This is a genomic window from Pseudomonas citronellolis (genome assembly GCF_001586155.1).
Classification (GTDB): Bacteria; Pseudomonadota; Gammaproteobacteria; order Pseudomonadales; family Pseudomonadaceae; genus Pseudomonas; species Pseudomonas citronellolis.
In genome coordinates this window covers 1,333,264-1,347,074 of the sequence record NZ_CP014158.1, presented here as the reverse complement: position 1 = coordinate 1,347,074, position 13,811 = coordinate 1,333,264, and the positions used below count along the sequence as shown (strand labels likewise).

15 protein-coding genes and 1 riboswitch are annotated in these 13,811 nt (G+C 66.0%); of the genes, 3 read left to right on the top strand and 12 right to left on the bottom strand.

Features of this window, described 5'->3' with window-relative positions:
* Nucleotides 1-13 precede the first annotated feature (13 nt).
* The 11 genes from pncB to PcP3B5_RS06110 all read right to left on the bottom strand — a co-directional run bounded on the left by pncB (nucleotide 14) and on the right by PcP3B5_RS06110 (nucleotide 9,364).
* A complete protein-coding gene (gene pncB, locus PcP3B5_RS06160) occupies nucleotides 14-1,222 on the bottom strand; it encodes a nicotinate phosphoribosyltransferase (protein WP_061560793.1) in 1,209 nt (402 codons plus the stop codon).
* A 306-nt stretch (nucleotides 1,223-1,528) separates the two neighbouring features.
* Nucleotides 1,529-1,759, bottom strand: a complete 231-nt coding sequence (locus PcP3B5_RS06155; RefSeq protein ID WP_009617982.1) for a hypothetical protein — start codon at nucleotides 1,757-1,759, stop codon at nucleotides 1,529-1,531.
* The gene (locus tag PcP3B5_RS06150) at nucleotides 1,756-2,460 is read right to left on the bottom strand and encodes a lipopolysaccharide kinase InaA family protein (protein ID WP_009617981.1); all 705 of its coding nucleotides are present in this window, start codon (nucleotides 2,458-2,460) and stop codon (nucleotides 1,756-1,758) included. Before PcP3B5_RS06150 ends, PcP3B5_RS06155 begins: the two co-directional genes overlap by 4 nt.
* A gap of 2 nt (nucleotides 2,461-2,462) precedes the next feature.
* Nucleotides 2,463-3,134, bottom strand: coding sequence for a class I SAM-dependent methyltransferase (locus PcP3B5_RS06145; protein ID WP_009617980.1), 672 nt, complete (start codon nucleotides 3,132-3,134; stop codon nucleotides 2,463-2,465).
* Nucleotides 3,135-3,213: 79 nt separating this feature from the next.
* Nucleotides 3,214-4,491, bottom strand: coding sequence for a sensor histidine kinase (locus PcP3B5_RS06140; protein WP_009617978.1), 1,278 nt, complete (start codon nucleotides 4,489-4,491; stop codon nucleotides 3,214-3,216).
* Entirely contained in the window at nucleotides 4,481-5,164 is a 684-nt protein-coding gene (locus PcP3B5_RS06135; RefSeq protein WP_009617976.1) for a response regulator transcription factor, read from the bottom strand. Before PcP3B5_RS06135 ends, PcP3B5_RS06140 begins: the two co-directional genes overlap by 11 nt.
* Nucleotides 5,165-5,336: 172 nt before the next feature.
* Nucleotides 5,337-5,720 carry a fluoride efflux transporter CrcB gene (gene crcB, locus PcP3B5_RS06130; RefSeq protein ID WP_061560792.1) on the bottom strand — a complete coding sequence of 128 codons (384 nt, stop codon included), beginning with the start codon at nucleotides 5,718-5,720 and terminating at the stop codon, nucleotides 5,337-5,339.
* A 63-nt stretch (nucleotides 5,721-5,783) separates the two neighbouring features.
* Nucleotides 5,784-5,846: riboswitch (Fluoride riboswitch) on the bottom strand.
* Between the two features lie 75 nt (nucleotides 5,847-5,921).
* Entirely contained in the window at nucleotides 5,922-7,562 is a 1,641-nt protein-coding gene (groL, locus tag PcP3B5_RS06125; protein WP_009617969.1) for a chaperonin GroEL, read from the bottom strand.
* A 46-nt stretch (nucleotides 7,563-7,608) separates the two neighbouring features.
* The gene (locus PcP3B5_RS06120) at nucleotides 7,609-7,902 is read right to left on the bottom strand and encodes a co-chaperone GroES (protein WP_009617968.1); all 294 of its coding nucleotides are present in this window, start codon (nucleotides 7,900-7,902) and stop codon (nucleotides 7,609-7,611) included.
* A gap of 192 nt (nucleotides 7,903-8,094) precedes the next feature.
* Nucleotides 8,095-8,562, bottom strand: a complete 468-nt coding sequence (locus PcP3B5_RS06115; RefSeq protein ID WP_061560791.1) for an FxsA family protein — start codon at nucleotides 8,560-8,562, stop codon at nucleotides 8,095-8,097.
* 64 nt (nucleotides 8,563-8,626) lie between these two features.
* Entirely contained in the window at nucleotides 8,627-9,364 is a 738-nt protein-coding gene (locus PcP3B5_RS06110; RefSeq protein ID WP_061560790.1) for a HugZ family pyridoxamine 5'-phosphate oxidase, read from the bottom strand.
* Nucleotides 9,365-9,470: 106 nt separating this feature from the next.
* Here PcP3B5_RS06110 and PcP3B5_RS06105 point away from each other — a divergent pair, with 106 nt between their 5' ends.
* A complete protein-coding gene (locus PcP3B5_RS06105; RefSeq protein ID WP_009617962.1) occupies nucleotides 9,471-10,229 on the top strand; it encodes an SDR family oxidoreductase in 759 nt (252 codons plus the stop codon).
* 84 nt (nucleotides 10,230-10,313) lie between these two features.
* On the opposite strand, the gene PcP3B5_RS06100 is transcribed toward PcP3B5_RS06105, so the two are convergent.
* Complete coding sequence (locus PcP3B5_RS06100; protein ID WP_009617960.1) at nucleotides 10,314-11,318, bottom strand: DUF481 domain-containing protein; 1,005 nt, start codon at nucleotides 11,316-11,318, stop codon at nucleotides 10,314-10,316.
* Between the two features lie 192 nt (nucleotides 11,319-11,510).
* On the opposite strand from PcP3B5_RS06100, the gene PcP3B5_RS06095 reads away from it, so the two are divergent.
* Nucleotides 11,511-11,891 carry an MGMT family protein gene (locus PcP3B5_RS06095; protein ID WP_009617955.1) on the top strand — a complete coding sequence of 127 codons (381 nt, stop codon included), beginning with the start codon at nucleotides 11,511-11,513 and terminating at the stop codon, nucleotides 11,889-11,891.
* Nucleotides 11,892-11,930: 39 nt separating this feature from the next.
* A complete protein-coding gene (gene ampG, locus PcP3B5_RS06090) occupies nucleotides 11,931-13,739 on the top strand; it encodes an MFS transporter AmpG (RefSeq protein ID WP_061560789.1) in 1,809 nt (602 codons plus the stop codon).
* The last annotated feature ends 72 nt before the right edge of the window (nucleotides 13,740-13,811 follow it).

Below are 13,811 nucleotides of genomic sequence, written 5' to 3'. Positions count from 1 at the left end.
GCCGCAGCGCTTTTCAGCCGCGGGCCTCGTCGACGCGGAAGACGTGCTTGAGGTAGCGGCCGAAATTCTCGTCGTTGCATTGCATCTTGCCCGGGGTATCGGAGATTTTCGCCACCGGCTGGCCGTTGCAGGCGGTCATCTTCAGCACGATGTTCATCGGCTCGACGCCGGGGATGTCGCAGGTGAAGTGGGTGCCGATGCCGAAGCTGACGTCGATGCGCCCGCGCAGCGAGCGGTAGATGTGCAGCGCCCGCGGCAGGTCGAGGCCGTCGGAGAACACCAGGGTCTTGCTGCGCGGGTCGATGCCGAGGCTCTCGTAGTGGGCGATGGCCTTCTCCGCCCAGACCAGCGGGTCGCCGGAGTCGTGGCGCAGGCCGTCGAAGAGCTTGGCGAAGTACAGGTCGAAGTCGCGTAGGAAGGCGTCCATGGTGATCACGTCGGTCAGGGCGATGCCCAGCTGGCCGCGGTATTCGCGGACCCAGGCGTCCAGCGCGGCGGCCTGGCTGTCGATCAGCCGCGGGCCGAGCTGCTGGTGGGCCATCAGCCATTCGTGGGCCATGGTGCCCAGCGGCTTGAGGTCGAGCTTGCGCGCCAGGTGCACGTTGCTGGTGCCGACGAAGCGCCCGGGGAAGCTCGCCTTCAGCTCGCGCACCACGCATTCCTGCACGGCATAGGAGAAGCGCCGGCGGGTGCCGAAGTCGGCCATCTTGAAGCCGGCCAGTTCCTCGGCGCTGGCCTCGCGGCGCAGCCAGTCGAGCTTGTCGCTCAGGCGCTCGCGCACCAGCTCCAGGGTCACCTGTGGATAACGCTGCAGGTTGCGCGCCTCGCTGATGCTGGCCAGCACCGGCACCTCGAAGAGGATCACGTGCAGCCAGGGGCCTTTCAGGCGCAGGAAGAACTCGTCGTTCTCGATGCCGGTCTGCACGTAGCGCATGTTGAAGCGGAACAGGCCAAGGAAGCGGATGAAGTCCGGCTTGAAGAAGGGAATGCGTTCGAGGAAGGCCAGTTGCTCGCTGCTGAAGCTCAACCCGGCCAGCGCCTCGATGCGCTCGCGGATGCGCGCCAGGTAGGGGCGCAGGTCCTCGCGGTTGCGGCAACGGAACTCCCACTCCACCTCGACGTTGGGGTAGTTGTGCAGCACCGCCTGCATCATGCTCAGCTTGTAGAAGTCGGTATCCAGCAGGTTCTGCACGCCGAAGGGGGTGAATGCGGACTCAGCCATGCTCGCCTCTCGCTTGTCGTCAGCTTGCAGTCTAACGGGATGTGTTCGGCAGACGCAGAAAATCCGTAGCCCTCCGGCAAACACAAGACCCGTAGGATGGCGTTGAGCGGAGCGATACCCATCCGTTGAGGCGCGCCTTGGCGCAGCCGGCAAGACAGTTGCTCCTACGAGTTCAGGGAGGCACGGGCGGACTTTGTCCGCGATTGGATTCACCGGCCACGCCGGGCCCCGGCGCATCATGAAAAATGCCGTTTCCCCCATAGGGAGAAACGGCATTCTTTTCTTCACCGCCGAGGCGGACCCTGCTCAACGTGGCGCGCTGACACCACCCTGCGACATGCCGAAGAGGAACAGCAGCAGATCGTGGTCCGGCCGCGCCGCCTGTTTGGCCTGCACGTTCGCCGGCACACGGCAGCTGGCCTGCTCGCCATGGGAGCCGATCACCTCGGGACCCGGCTCATGCCAGGCAGCCGCCGCCAGCGTTGCCACGCCCAGGGCGCCAACGAGGAGCAAACTTCGTGTGATTTCTAGTTTCATGCCTGCAACCCTTTGATGGCGCTGCCAAACGCCGCCTCGTAACCATAGACAAAGGCTTGCCATTGCGCTTCCGTCCACGACGAACGGCGCTTCACCTGGCGCAGGTCGTGGCGGGCCGCGCGGCGGGCGCTGAAGCGCTGGCGGGCTTTTTCCAGGTCGATCAGGGCGACGTCGATCTGCTCGCCCTCGACCTTGACGAAGACATGCTTGAGGTACAGGCAACCATGCTGCCAGCGGCCCAGGTTAAGCCTGGCGAGGGTCTTGCCGTACTGCTGCAGGATGCGCTGGTGCACGGCCTCGCCCCAGCGCTCGTGGTCACCGCGGGCGTAGCAGTCTTCCAGGCTCGAGTAGCCGTCCAGCGACTCGGTGACCAGCAGCGCCTGCCATTCGCCGTCCACTTTGCGGCAGCCGGCGTAGACCAGGGTCGGCACCTTGACGCCCAGGCTCGCGGCGGCCTGCAGCGCATCGCGCTCGCGGATGGCGGTCGGGTAGCCGAAGGGGTGCAGCAGGTCGCGGTAGATATGCCCGACCTGCTGCTTGCGGTAGAGCAGGCGGCCATCGTCGGTCAGCACGCGCTGGACCCCGCTTTCGCCGCCCCGCCGCCGATTCGGCTCCTCTACCCATTTGCCGGGAATCTGCAACCAGCGATCGATGGCATCTTCACCGGAAATTCGCTGCAGAGCTGCCAAATCAGCGCCCATCATTACTCCTTACGCAGAATGTAGACCCGCCACATGTGCACCAGCGGGACGAAATCGATATGGTCCTGCACCGAGAAACCGGCCTGGCGGAACTCCTCCTCGATGCTGCGGGCAGGAATCACGAAGCGGTTCTGGTACGCGTGCTTCTTGCGCCCTTCCTCGGCGCGACGGCGTTTCCAGGCCTTGAAGTTGCCGTCGACCCACAGCGAGAGGATCACGCTGTCGCGGGTCACGCGGTGGAACTCGCGCAGCATGGTCATGCGGTCGCTCGGCTCACCGATGTGGTGCATCAGGCGCATGCTGAAGATGCTGTCGACGGCGTTGTCCGGCAGATCGATGGCGAACGCCGAAGTCTGCAAAGGTCGCACGCGTTTGACAACCTCCTCCGGCTGGCCGGCGCAGGCCACGGCGATCATGTCGGCGGAATTGTCCGCGCCGATGATCACCCGGTTGTCCTTCTCGGCCAGCATCGGCCAGAAGCGCCCGGCGCCGCACGGCAGGTCCAGCACCAGGTTCGGCTGGCCGGCCAGCTTGAGTGCCTGGCGGGCGATCTGGACATCGCGCCAATGGGAAAGTTTCCGGGACAGCCCACTGCGATGCTTGCGCAGGTAGCGCTCGGCATGCTGACGGTCGTACTTCTGGGAAAACTCAAGCTCGACGGGCTTGTCGCTCATGATGGGGTTCCTGCTCATTTTTTATACGAAACTAAGGGTGATTCTGTATCCATGCGGTCATGCGCATGTGAAAAATTCGTCAAGGCTCGCCCACCAGGCGAACCTCGAAACGGCATCCGTGGGGCTGCGCCGGCGTCAGGCCGACTTCCCAGCCTTCCGCCGCGCAGATTCGCTTCACCAGCGAAAGGCCCAGGCCAAGGCCCTCGCCGCGCTGTTGCGGGCCACGGACGAAGGGCTGGAACATGCGTTCGCGCTGCTCCTCGGGGATGCCCTGGCCGCTGTCCTCGACGACGAAACCGCTGTCGGTCAATTGCAAGCGGATATGTCCGGCGTCCGTGTAGTGCATGGCGTTGCGCAACAGATTGCTCATCACCGAGCGCAGGAAAGCCGCGTTGTATTCCTCCGGCGGCACGCCCTGCACCTCGTAGATCAGCTGCAGCCCCTTGGCCTCGATGGGCCCGCGCCATTGCCCGGCCAGGTCGTCGGCGATGCGCTGCAGGCCGGCCCGCGGGGCGATGTCCAGTTCCTTGGTGCGCGAGCGCGCCAGCATCAGGAAGGTCTGTACCAGGTCGCGCATTTCCTCGCTGGCGCTGGCGATCCGCGCCAGCTGGGTGCGTGCCTTCGGGCTCAGGCCCGGTTCCTCGGCAAGCAGTTCGCTGCTGGTGGCGATCACCATCAGCGGCGTGCGCAGTTCGTGGCTGACGTCGCTGGTGAACAGCTTCTCGCGGGTCAGCACCTGGTGCAGTTGGCCGATCGCATAGTCGAAGGCCTCGGCCAGTTCGCCGACCTCGTCGTGGGCGTAGTCCGGCGCCAGCGGCGGCGCCAGGTCCAGCAACTGGTCGCGGTGGCGCACCTGGCGCGCCAGGCGCACCACCGGCTCCATCACCTTGCGCGAGAGCAGCCAGCCGAGCAGGCCGGCCAGCGCCAGGCTGAGCACGTAGCCGGTCACCACGGCGGCGTACAGCACCTGCTCGCGCGCCTCGAAATCGCTCTGGTCCTGCAGCAGCACGTAGCGGCGGCCGTCGGTGTCGCGCACCAGCGCGTGGAACGACAGCTCGCCGTCGAACACTTCGTGGAAGCCCGACTCCAGGCGCCGCAGCGCCGGCGGCATGGCGTAGATGCCGACGCCGTCGCTGACGAAGAAGCGCATGCCGGGGTCCAGCCGCGGGCCCCTGCCGCTGTGCAGGTCCTCGTTGATGATGCGGTCCAGTTCGCCGCCCAGGTCACGGGAGATCAGGCGTTCCTCGACCACGTGCACCACGCCGACGATGCTCAGGGAAAACAGGCCGCCGACCAGCGCGGTCATGAACACGAAGGCAAAGACGATCCGGCGGGAAAGGCTCTGCCTATACTCCATTCGTTTCCTCCGCCAGGCGGTAGCCGACACCGTGGACGGTGTGCAGCAACGGCAGGGCGAAAGGCTTGTCGATCACCTGGCGCAGTTGGTGCACGTGGCTGCGCAGGCTGTCGCTGTCCGGGCAGTCGTCGCCCCAGACGGCTTCCTCGAGTACGTCGCGGCGCACCACGTGGGGGCTCTTCTGCATCAGCACGGCCAGCAGCTTGAGGCCGATGGGGTTGAGCTTGAGCGCCTTGCCGGCGCGGTTCACTTCCAGGGTGTCGAGGTTGTAGCTCAGGTCCGCCACCTGCAGTTCGCGGCGGCCGCCGCCCTGGGTCCGGCGCAGCACCGCCTCGATGCGCGCGGCCAGCTCCGACAGGGCGAAGGGCTTGAGCAGGTAGTCGTCGGCGCCGGAGCGGAAGCCTTGCAGGCGGTCATCCAGTTGGTCGCGGGCGGTCAGCATGATCACCGGGGTGTCGCGCCGCGCGTCTTCGCGCAGGCGCCGGCACAGGGTGAAACCGTCCAGGCCGGGCAGCATCACGTCCAGGACGATCAGGTCGTAGTGCGCGGTGGCCGCCAGGTGCAGGCCGGACAGGCCGTCCTGCGCGCAATCCACCGTGTAACCCTTGAGCCCCAGGTAATCCGCCATGTTGGCCAGGATATCCCGGTTGTCTTCCACCAACAGAATCCGCATGTTCCTCTCCGCTTTGCAGGGCACCCTAGACTAGCTCGCTTAATTGGAACTTAAGCGTCTTTGACGTTTTTTTCACAAAGCGCCAGGCCGCGCCAGCCGGGGCGTGAAGGGGATCGCGGGAGAGGTGTCGCGAAGAGTCGCGGGGGCGAACTCGCAGCGCCCCCGCGGCGGTTCATCTGCCCATCAGCCAGTTGCCGGTGAACAGGCCGAGCAGGGTCATCGCCAGGGAGCCGCAGACATGCACGGCGACCGCGCCCATGGCCCAGGCCAGGCGGCCTTCCTGCAGCAGGGTGACGACCTCGGCGGAGAAGGTCGAGAAGGTGGTCAGGCCGCCGCAGAAGCCGGTGATGATCAGCAGCCGCCACTCCGGGGCGATGCCCTGGGCGCTGGCGAAGTAGGCGACGGCGACGCCGATGATGTAGCCGCCGATCAGGTTGGCGGCCAGGGTGCCGGGAGGGACGTTGGGCATCAGGCTGTTCAGCTTGAGGCCGAGGTACCAGCGCAGCAACGCGCCGATGGCGGCGCCGAGGGCGATGGCGAGAACGGGTTTCCACATGATCCTGTCCTTGAGGGGCTTTCGGACAGGCCGCAGGCGAACGCCTACGCGCCTGGTCCAGGTAAATGCGTAGGCATCATCAGCCACGGGGGCGGTTGAAGGAGGAATGCCATCTCCTGCGCGGCACATCTTGGCACAAAGGGCCGGAAACGAAAAAGCCCCGCCGAAGCGGGGCTATTTCTCAGCCTGGGGCCGGGAGGCTTACATCATGCCGCCCATGCCACCCATGCCGCCCATGTCCGGCATGGCCGGAGCGGCCTTGTCGTCCACCACTTCGGCAACCATGGCCTCGGTGGTGATCATCAGGCCGCCGATGGAGGCAGCGGCCTGCAGGGCCGAACGGGTGACCTTGGCCGGGTCCAGGATGCCCATCTCGATCATGTCGCCGTAGACACCGGTAGCGGCGTTGAAGCCGAAGTTGCCGGAGCCTTGCTTGACCTTGTCGACCACCACGCTCGGCTCGTCGCCGGCGTTGGCGACGATCTGGCGCAGCGGGGATTCGACAGCGCGGCGCAGCAGGGCGATGCCGACGTTCTGGTCTTCGTTGTCGCCCTTCAGGCCTTCGATGGCCTGCAGTGCGCGCACCAGGGCCACGCCACCGCCGGGGACCACGCCCTCTTCCACCGCAGCGCGGGTAGCGTGCAGGGCATCTTCGACGCGGGCTTTCTTCTCTTTCATCTCGACTTCGGTGGCAGCGCCGACCTTGATCACGGCAACACCGCCGGCCAGCTTGGCCAGGCGCTCTTGCAGTTTCTCGCGGTCGTAGTCCGAGGAGGTCTCTTCGACCTGCTTGCGGATCTGGGCGACGCGGGCCTCGATGTCGGCCTGGGCGCCGGCGCCGTCGATGATGGTGGTGTTTTCCTTGTTGATGGTCACGCGCTTGGCGTTACCCAGGTGCTCCAGGGTGGCGCCTTCCAGGCTCAGACCGACTTCTTCGGAGATGACGGTACCGCCGGTCAGGACGGCGATGTCCTGCAGCATGGCCTTGCGGCGATCGCCGAAGCCCGGGGCCTTGACGGCGGCGACCTTGACGATGCCGCGCATGTTGTTGACCACCAGGGTGGCCAGGGCTTCGCCCTCGACATCCTCGGCGACGATCAGCAGCGGACGGCCGGCCTTGGCGACGGCTTCCAGCACCGGCAGCATTTCGCGGATGTTGGAGATTTTCTTGTCGACCAGCAGCAGCAGCGGGTTTTCCAGCTCGGCCACCATGGTGTCCGGCTTGTTGATGAAGTAGGGCGACAGGTAGCCGCGGTCGAACTGCATGCCTTCGACGACGGACAGTTCGTTTTCCAGGCCCGAGCCTTCTTCTACGGTGATGACGCCTTCTTTACCGACCTTGTCCATGGCTTCGGCGATGATCTGGCCGATGGATTCGTCGGAGTTGGCGGAGATGGTGCCGACCTGGGCGATGGCCTTGGAGTCGGCGCACGGCTTGGCCAGGTCCTTCAGCTGGGCGACGATGGCGATGGTGGCCTTGTCGATGCCGCGCTTCAGGTCCATCGGGTTCATGCCGGCGGCAACGGCCTTCAGGCCTTCGTTGACGATGGCCTGGGCCAGGACGGTGGCGGTGGTGGTGCCGTCACCGGCGGCGTCGTTGGCCTTGGAGGCAACGTCTTTCACCAGTTGGGCGCCCATGTTCTCGAACTTGTCCTTCAGTTCGATTTCCTTGGCGACGGACACGCCATCCTTGGTGATGGTCGGTGCGCCGAAGGACTTGTCCAGCACCACGTTACGGCCTTTCGGGCCGAGGGTGGCCTTGACGGCATCGGCCAGGACGTTCACGCCGACCAGCATTTTCTTGCGAGCGGAATCGCCGAATTTGACTTCTTTAGCAGCCATGTTCTGTTTCCTCTAAATCGAATTCAGTGGGGTTGGGGCGGACTGATCAGTCTTCCAGGACGGCGAGGATCTCGGACTCGCCCATCACCAGCAGTTCTTCGCCGTCGACCTTGATGGCGTTGCTGCCCGAGTAGGGGCCGAACACCACCTTGTCACCCACTTTCACTGCCAGAGCGCGAACTTCGCCGTTGTCCAGCACGCGGCCGGCACCGACGGCGACGACTTCGCCACGGTTCGGCTTCTCGGCGGCGGAACCCGGCAGCACGATGCCGCCTGCGGTCTTGGTTTCTTCCTCGCTGCGACGGATGACGACGCGATCATGCAGAGGACGAAGCTTCATAGTCGTAACTCTCCCAAACAGTGGTTTACAACGGCCGGATCGATGTCCGGCAGGTTTTGTTGAAGCCGGCTTCGCCGGTTTGCGGCCCGACGGGCGAGCCGCGTAAGACAGCCTGTCCGAATGACAGGGACCTTGCGGTGCCTGCTACATGAGGTCGTCGTGGGGCATTTCAAGGCCGTGAAGAAAAAATTTTCAGCGCAGACGATCGTTGTCGCGGCGTTCGAACTCGCCCTCGATCACGTTCGGCCCATGCGGGCCGCGGGATTGCGCCGACGGGTCGCCGGCGAAGGCGCGGCGCCGCTCTTCCTGCTCGCGCATGCGTCGGCGCAGGCCGCCCAGCAGCAGGCTGCGGGTGAACGGCAGCAGGCAGAGCAGGCCGATGACGTCGCTGATGAAGCCCGGCAGCATCAGCAGGGCGCCACCGACGGCGATCAGCAGGCCCTCGAGCATTTCCTGCTCGGGCATCTCGCCGCGGGACAGGCGCTCGCGGGCGCGCCACAGGGTGGCCAGGCCGGCCACGCGCAGCAGCGCCGCGCCGAGGAAGGCGCCGGCGATGAGCAGCAGGAGGGTCCAGCCCACGCCGATGACGCTGCCGACCTTGATCAGCACGGCCAGTTCGATCAGCGGGAAGAGCAGCAGGAAGAACAGGGTAACTCGCATTTCAGGGGTCCTTGGCGGGGCGTCGGCCCGGATATTCAGTAGTTGGCGCCGACACCCGCCTATTTCAAGCCTGGATCACCTCGGTACCCGGCCAGGCCTGCGCCCGCGCCAGTTGCACCAGCGCCTGGCGAACCTCGCCGGGGTTGGCGCAGGGCGCCGGGAACGGCAGCCAGTGGAGGATGGAGCCGACGCGCAGATGGAAACCTTCCGTATCGATTCCCGCCAGCTCCGGGGCCTCGCCCACCGGCAGGCCGGCCAGCTCCAGGTAATGCACGATGGCGTTGGCGTGGTCCTGGTTCATGTGCCCAACCATGCCCCGCTCCACCTCGCCGACGAAGGGGTTGGCCAGCGGCACGCTGTCGGCGCCCAGCCAGTGGATGTCGCCGAAGCCGCCGATGAAGCGCCACTGCACCGGCTGCAGCACCCAGAAGTCGAAGTCGTGGGCCGTGTGGTAGTCGCGCGAGCCGGGGAAGAAACGGTAGTAGCGCTCCGCCGCGGCCTCGATCTCCTCGACGTCCTCCAGTTGCCGGGCCTCGGCCAGCAGGGTCAGGCGGCCGGCGGCCTGGATGTCGTCGGCGCCACGCTCGCCGACCAGCAGCGAGCACTTGGCATCGGCCTGCAGGTTGTGGGTGTGCTGGGCGATCCGGCTGATCAGGATCAGCGGCCGGCCGGCGCCGTCCAGGCAGTATGGAACCACCGAGCCGAAGGGGTAGCCCGGCCACTTCTTCGACTGGGTGGAAAGCACTGCCCGGTATTCCTTGAGCAGCAATTCTCGGGCATTCTTGGCAGCTTTCACGCTCACCTTATGACTCCTCGCTAAGAATCCGTCGCAAACGGACGGGCACAGAAAATTCGTTCACCGTTGCCGGCGAGGCCAATCACTCGACATTGCCGTGGGGATTCCAACCATGCAATTGCAAGACAAGGTCATCATCATCACCGGCGGCGGCCAGGGCCTGGGCCGCGCCATGGGCGAGTTCCTCGCCGCCAAGGGAGCGAAACTGGCGCTGGTCGACCTGAACCAGGAGAAACTGGACGAGGCCGTCGCCGCCTGCAAGGCCGCCGGCGGCGACGCCCGCGCCTACCTGTGCAACGTGGCCAACGAGGAACAGGTTAGCCACATGGTGGCCCAGGTGGCCAGCGACTTCGGCGCCATCAACGGCCTGGTGAACAACGCCGGCATCCTGCGCGACGGCCTGACCATCAAGGTCAAGGACGGCCAGCTGAGCAAGATGAGCCTGGCCCAGTGGCAGGCGGTGATCGACGTCAACCTGACCGGCGTGTTCCTCTGCACCCGCGAAGTGGCGGCGAAGATGATCGAGCTGGACAACCAGGGCGCGATCGTCAACATCTCCAGCATCTCCCGCGCCGGCAACATGGGCCAGGCCAACTACTCCGCGGCCAAGGCCGGCGTCGCCGCCGACACCGTGGTCTGGGCCAAGGAACTGGCGCGCTACGGCATCCGCGTGGCCGGCGTGGCGCCGGGCTTCATCGAGACCGACATGGTCGCCAGCATGAAGCCCGAGGCCCTGGAGAAGATGACCAGCGGCATCCCGCTCAAGCGCCTGGGCCGCCCGGACGAAATCGCCCACTCGGTGGCCTACATCCTCGAGAACGACTACTACACCGGCCGCGTGCTGGAGCTGGATGGCGGGTTGAGATTGTAAAGCCCGAAGCCCGAAGCCCGAAGCTGGAAGCTGGAAGCGCCCTCCCGCCTCCAGCTTCTAGCTTCTAGCCTCCAGCTAATTTACTTACCACCCCACCCCGATCCCCAGCGTGTAGCGCCGCTGGTTCACCCCGCCGTCCTCGGCGCTCAGGCGGTCCCATTCGCCCTTCAGGCTCAGCGCCGCCCAGGAGGTCAACTTGTAGCGGACGCCCGCCTCGCTCTCCACCTCGTAGTCCACCTTCGACGACAGCGGCTTGCCCACTTCGCCGTTGGTGAAGATCTCGAACTGCTTGGCGAACAGGTAGCGGTTGTAGTCCCACTTCACGCTCGCCGAGTAGAAATGGTCCTTCTCGCCATCGACAAAGTCGTAGTCGTTGCGGTTGACCAGGGTGGCCAAGGAGAAGGCGCCCAGCTCGTTGTCCCAGAACTGGTAGCCGGGGCCGGTACCGACGGTGCGCTTCTTCTCCAGGTCCTCGACCCAGTCGCGCTTGTATTCCACCTTGCCCTGCCAGAACCAGTGCTCGTCCAGGAAGCGGTCCAGGGCGTATTCGGCGGAATAGTTGTTGACGCTGACCGAGTCGTCCTTCTTCTCGCGGTTGTACTCGCCCTGCAGGTTGTGCCGCCACATGCCGTGGCGGGCGTTGGTCTTGAAGTCGACGTCGTAGTCCTCGACGTCGTTCTCGGCCATGGTGTGGTCGACGGAGAAGTCCACCTGGCCCTTCCATACCCAGTCCTGCAGCAGCGGGCGCGGCGGCACTATCTGCTCGATGCTGGCCAGCGGTATCGTCTCCTCGGCGCCGTTGACCAGGGTGACCTTGCCCGGCTCGGCGGCCTTCAGGCCCTTGGAGTGCTCGCCGGTGGCGTCCTCGTCGTGCTTGACCAGCAGGTTCTGCTCGGTCTGCAGGGTGGCGATCTTGTCGCCGGTCAGGGTGACCTCGCCGGCATAGTCGGTGGCCAGCACCAGGCGACCCCCATCGTAGAGCTTGATCTTGCCGGTCAGCCGGTCACCGTTCTTCAACCAGACGGTATCGGCCAGGGAAGTCAGGGGAGCGGCGGCGACGGCAAGGCACAGCAGGGTTCTCGACAGCATGAGCGGCATTCAATTCGGATGGCTGGAAAAAAAGCCGGGCATTATCCGCATACCCGACACCAGAGCAACGACTGACCGGGCCCCATGCAGGGAGTTCAACTGGATGGATGAAGGGTACCTCCTGCATCATTGCCCCGACGGTGCCCGGCGATATGCTGTCGACCTGGCCCGCAGCCATCGGAAAGCCGCCCCATGCCTTCGAGAAAACCGCCCGCCCCCGCCCCTGAAAATGTCGCCGACCTCGGCCTGGAAAGCCTGCAGGTGCGCCGCGAAGCCATCTACCTGGCGCTGTCCCAGGTGCCCGAAGGCTACGTGGTGAGCTACGGCGAGCTGGCCCGCATGGCCGGCCTGGGCCGCGCCGCGCGCCTGGTGGGCCGCGTGCTCAGCCAGTTGCCGGAGGGCTCGCGCCTGCCCTGGCACCGGGTGATCGCCGCCGGCGGGCGCATCAGCCTGCCGCTGGGCAGCCCGGGCGGCGACGAACAACGGGCACGATTGCGCGCCGAGGGAGTCCGAATCCACAACGATCGGGTGGACATACGTCGGCATGGCTGGCTTCACGCCGGGCTCTGCTAGTAGAGTTCGCGATAATTTTTTGCGTGCTGGAAACCTTTCATGAAGAAGCACTCCTGGCGAGAGGCACTGGTTGCCTACAAGTCTCCCGCCAGTCTCGCGCTGTTGCTGCTCGGCTTCGCCGCCGGGCTGCCGACGATGCTGGTCTTCACCACCCTCTCGGTGTGGCTGCGGGAAGCCGGCGTGGCGCGGGAAACCATCGGCTTCGCCAGTTGGCTGGGGCTGGTCTACGCGTTCAAGTGGGTGTGGTCGCCGATGCTCGACCAGTGGCGCCTGCCCGTCGTCGGCCGGCTCGGCCGGCGCCGCTCGTGGCTGGTGTTCTCCCAGGCGCTGATCGCCATCGGCCTGCTCGGCATGGCCCTGTGCAACCCGCAGAGCCACCTGCCGTGGCTGATCGGCCTGGCCCTGGTGGTGGCCTTCGCCTCGGCCACCCAGGACATCGCCATCGACGCCTACCGCCTGGAGATCGCCGAGAACACCCGCCAGGCCGCCCTGGCCGCCTGCTACATGACCGGCTACCGCGGCGCCGTGCTGCTGGCCAGCGCCGGCGCGCTGTTCCTCGCCGAATGGCTGGGTTCCAGCAGCCTGCACTACAGCCAGGCGGCCTGGGGCCTGACCTATGCGCTGTTCGCCCTGCTGATCCTCCCCGGGCTGGTCACCAGCCTGCTGATCCGCGAGCCCGAGGTGAACGTCCAGCCGCAGGCGGTGGGCAACTCCGCCTACGCCTTCAACCACCAGCTGCTCTCGGTGCTGCAGCTGCTGGTGCTGCTGATCTCGGTGCCGGCCATGCTCACCGCGCTGACCAACCAGGCCTGGCCGCGGGCGGCGCTCTACGCCCTGTTCATCGTCCTCTGCCTGAGCCCGCGCGGGCGCAAGCAGATCCGCCCGGTGCGCGAACTGCTCTCGCGGGTGCGCCGGCCGCTGCTGATCGCCGCCCACGGCAAGGGCGTGCCGCAGTTCGACTTCGTCCACCAGGCGGTGTCGGTGATAGTGCTGATCATCCTGCTGGTGACCGGCACCGCCATGACCAACTCCGCGGGCGCCGGCAAATGGTGGCTGGCCAGCCTCTACCTGCTGATCGCCCTGAGCTGCCTGTCGGCCCCCGGCCGCCTGCTGATGGCGCCGGTGCTCACGCCCATCACCGAGTTCATCCGCCGCTATCGCTGGCAGGCGCTGCTGCTGCTCGGGCTGATCTCCACCTACCGGCTCTCCGACACCGTGATGGGGGTGATGGCCGGGGTGTTCTACATCGACATGGGCTTCTCCAAGGAAGTGATCGCCACCGTCAGCAAGCTGTTCGGGGTGATCATGACCCTGGTCGGCGCGGCGGCCGGCGGCCTGCTCATCGCCCGCTTCAGCATCCTGCCGATCCTGCTCCTCGCCGGCGCCGCCTCGGCCGGCACCAACCTGCTGTTCGCCATGCTGGCGCACATGGGGCCGATCACCGACCCGAGCGTGATCAGCGAAGACGTCTTCACCCTGCTGCGCGAATTCGAGCCCCACGTCAGCATGTTCGTGCTGACCATCATGCTCGACAACTTCAGCGGCGGCCTGGCGGCCTCGGCCTTCGTCGCCTACCTGTCGAGCCTGACCAACCTGAAGTTCTCCGCCACCCAGTACGCCATGCTCAGCTCCACCATGCTGCTGCTGCCGCGCTTCATCGGCGGCTACTCGGGCAAGATGGTCGAGCACATGGGCTACGAGCACTTCTTCTTCGTCACCGCCGTGCTCGGTATCCCCACCCTGCTGCTGATCGGCTGGCTGTGGCTGCGCCGCGACAAGGGCATGCCCGACGGCGTGCCGAGCGAGCCGGAAGAGCCGGTAGCCCCCCCGCGCAGCGCAGGTTCGTAGGGCGCATGAGCGAGCATGGCTTTTCGTAGGATGGTGTTGAGCGAAGCGATACCCATCAGCGCCACTGAGCGG

Bases quoted from the DNA above. Each gene is read 5' to 3' on its own strand.
- pncB (WP_061560793.1), bottom strand. From the start codon at position 1,222: ATGGCTGAGTCCGCATTCACCCCCTTCGGCGTGCAGAACCTGCTGGAT.
- PcP3B5_RS06155 (WP_009617982.1), bottom strand. From the start codon at position 1,759: ATGAAACTAGAAATCACACGAAGTTTGCTCCTCGTTGGCGCCCTGGGC.
- PcP3B5_RS06150 (WP_009617981.1), bottom strand. From the start codon at position 2,460: ATGGGCGCTGATTTGGCAGCTCTGCAGCGAATTTCCGGTGAAGATGCC.
- PcP3B5_RS06145 (WP_009617980.1), bottom strand. From the start codon at position 3,134: ATGAGCGACAAGCCCGTCGAGCTTGAGTTTTCCCAGAAGTACGACCGT.
- PcP3B5_RS06140 (WP_009617978.1), bottom strand. From the start codon at position 4,491: ATGGAGTATAGGCAGAGCCTTTCCCGCCGGATCGTCTTTGCCTTCGTG.
- PcP3B5_RS06135 (WP_009617976.1), bottom strand. From the start codon at position 5,164: ATGCGGATTCTGTTGGTGGAAGACAACCGGGATATCCTGGCCAACATG.
- crcB (WP_061560792.1), bottom strand. From the start codon at position 5,720: ATGTGGAAACCCGTTCTCGCCATCGCCCTCGGCGCCGCCATCGGCGCG.
- groL (WP_009617969.1), bottom strand. From the start codon at position 7,562: ATGGCTGCTAAAGAAGTCAAATTCGGCGATTCCGCTCGCAAGAAAATG.
- PcP3B5_RS06120 (WP_009617968.1), bottom strand. From the start codon at position 7,902: ATGAAGCTTCGTCCTCTGCATGATCGCGTCGTCATCCGTCGCAGCGAG.
- PcP3B5_RS06115 (WP_061560791.1), bottom strand. From the start codon at position 8,562: ATGCGAGTTACCCTGTTCTTCCTGCTGCTCTTCCCGCTGATCGAACTG.
- PcP3B5_RS06105 (WP_009617962.1), top strand. From the start codon at position 9,471: ATGCAATTGCAAGACAAGGTCATCATCATCACCGGCGGCGGCCAGGGC.
- PcP3B5_RS06100 (WP_009617960.1), bottom strand. From the start codon at position 11,318: ATGCTGTCGAGAACCCTGCTGTGCCTTGCCGTCGCCGCCGCTCCCCTG.
- PcP3B5_RS06095 (WP_009617955.1), top strand. From the start codon at position 11,511: ATGCCTTCGAGAAAACCGCCCGCCCCCGCCCCTGAAAATGTCGCCGAC.
- ampG (WP_061560789.1), top strand. From the start codon at position 11,931: ATGAAGAAGCACTCCTGGCGAGAGGCACTGGTTGCCTACAAGTCTCCC.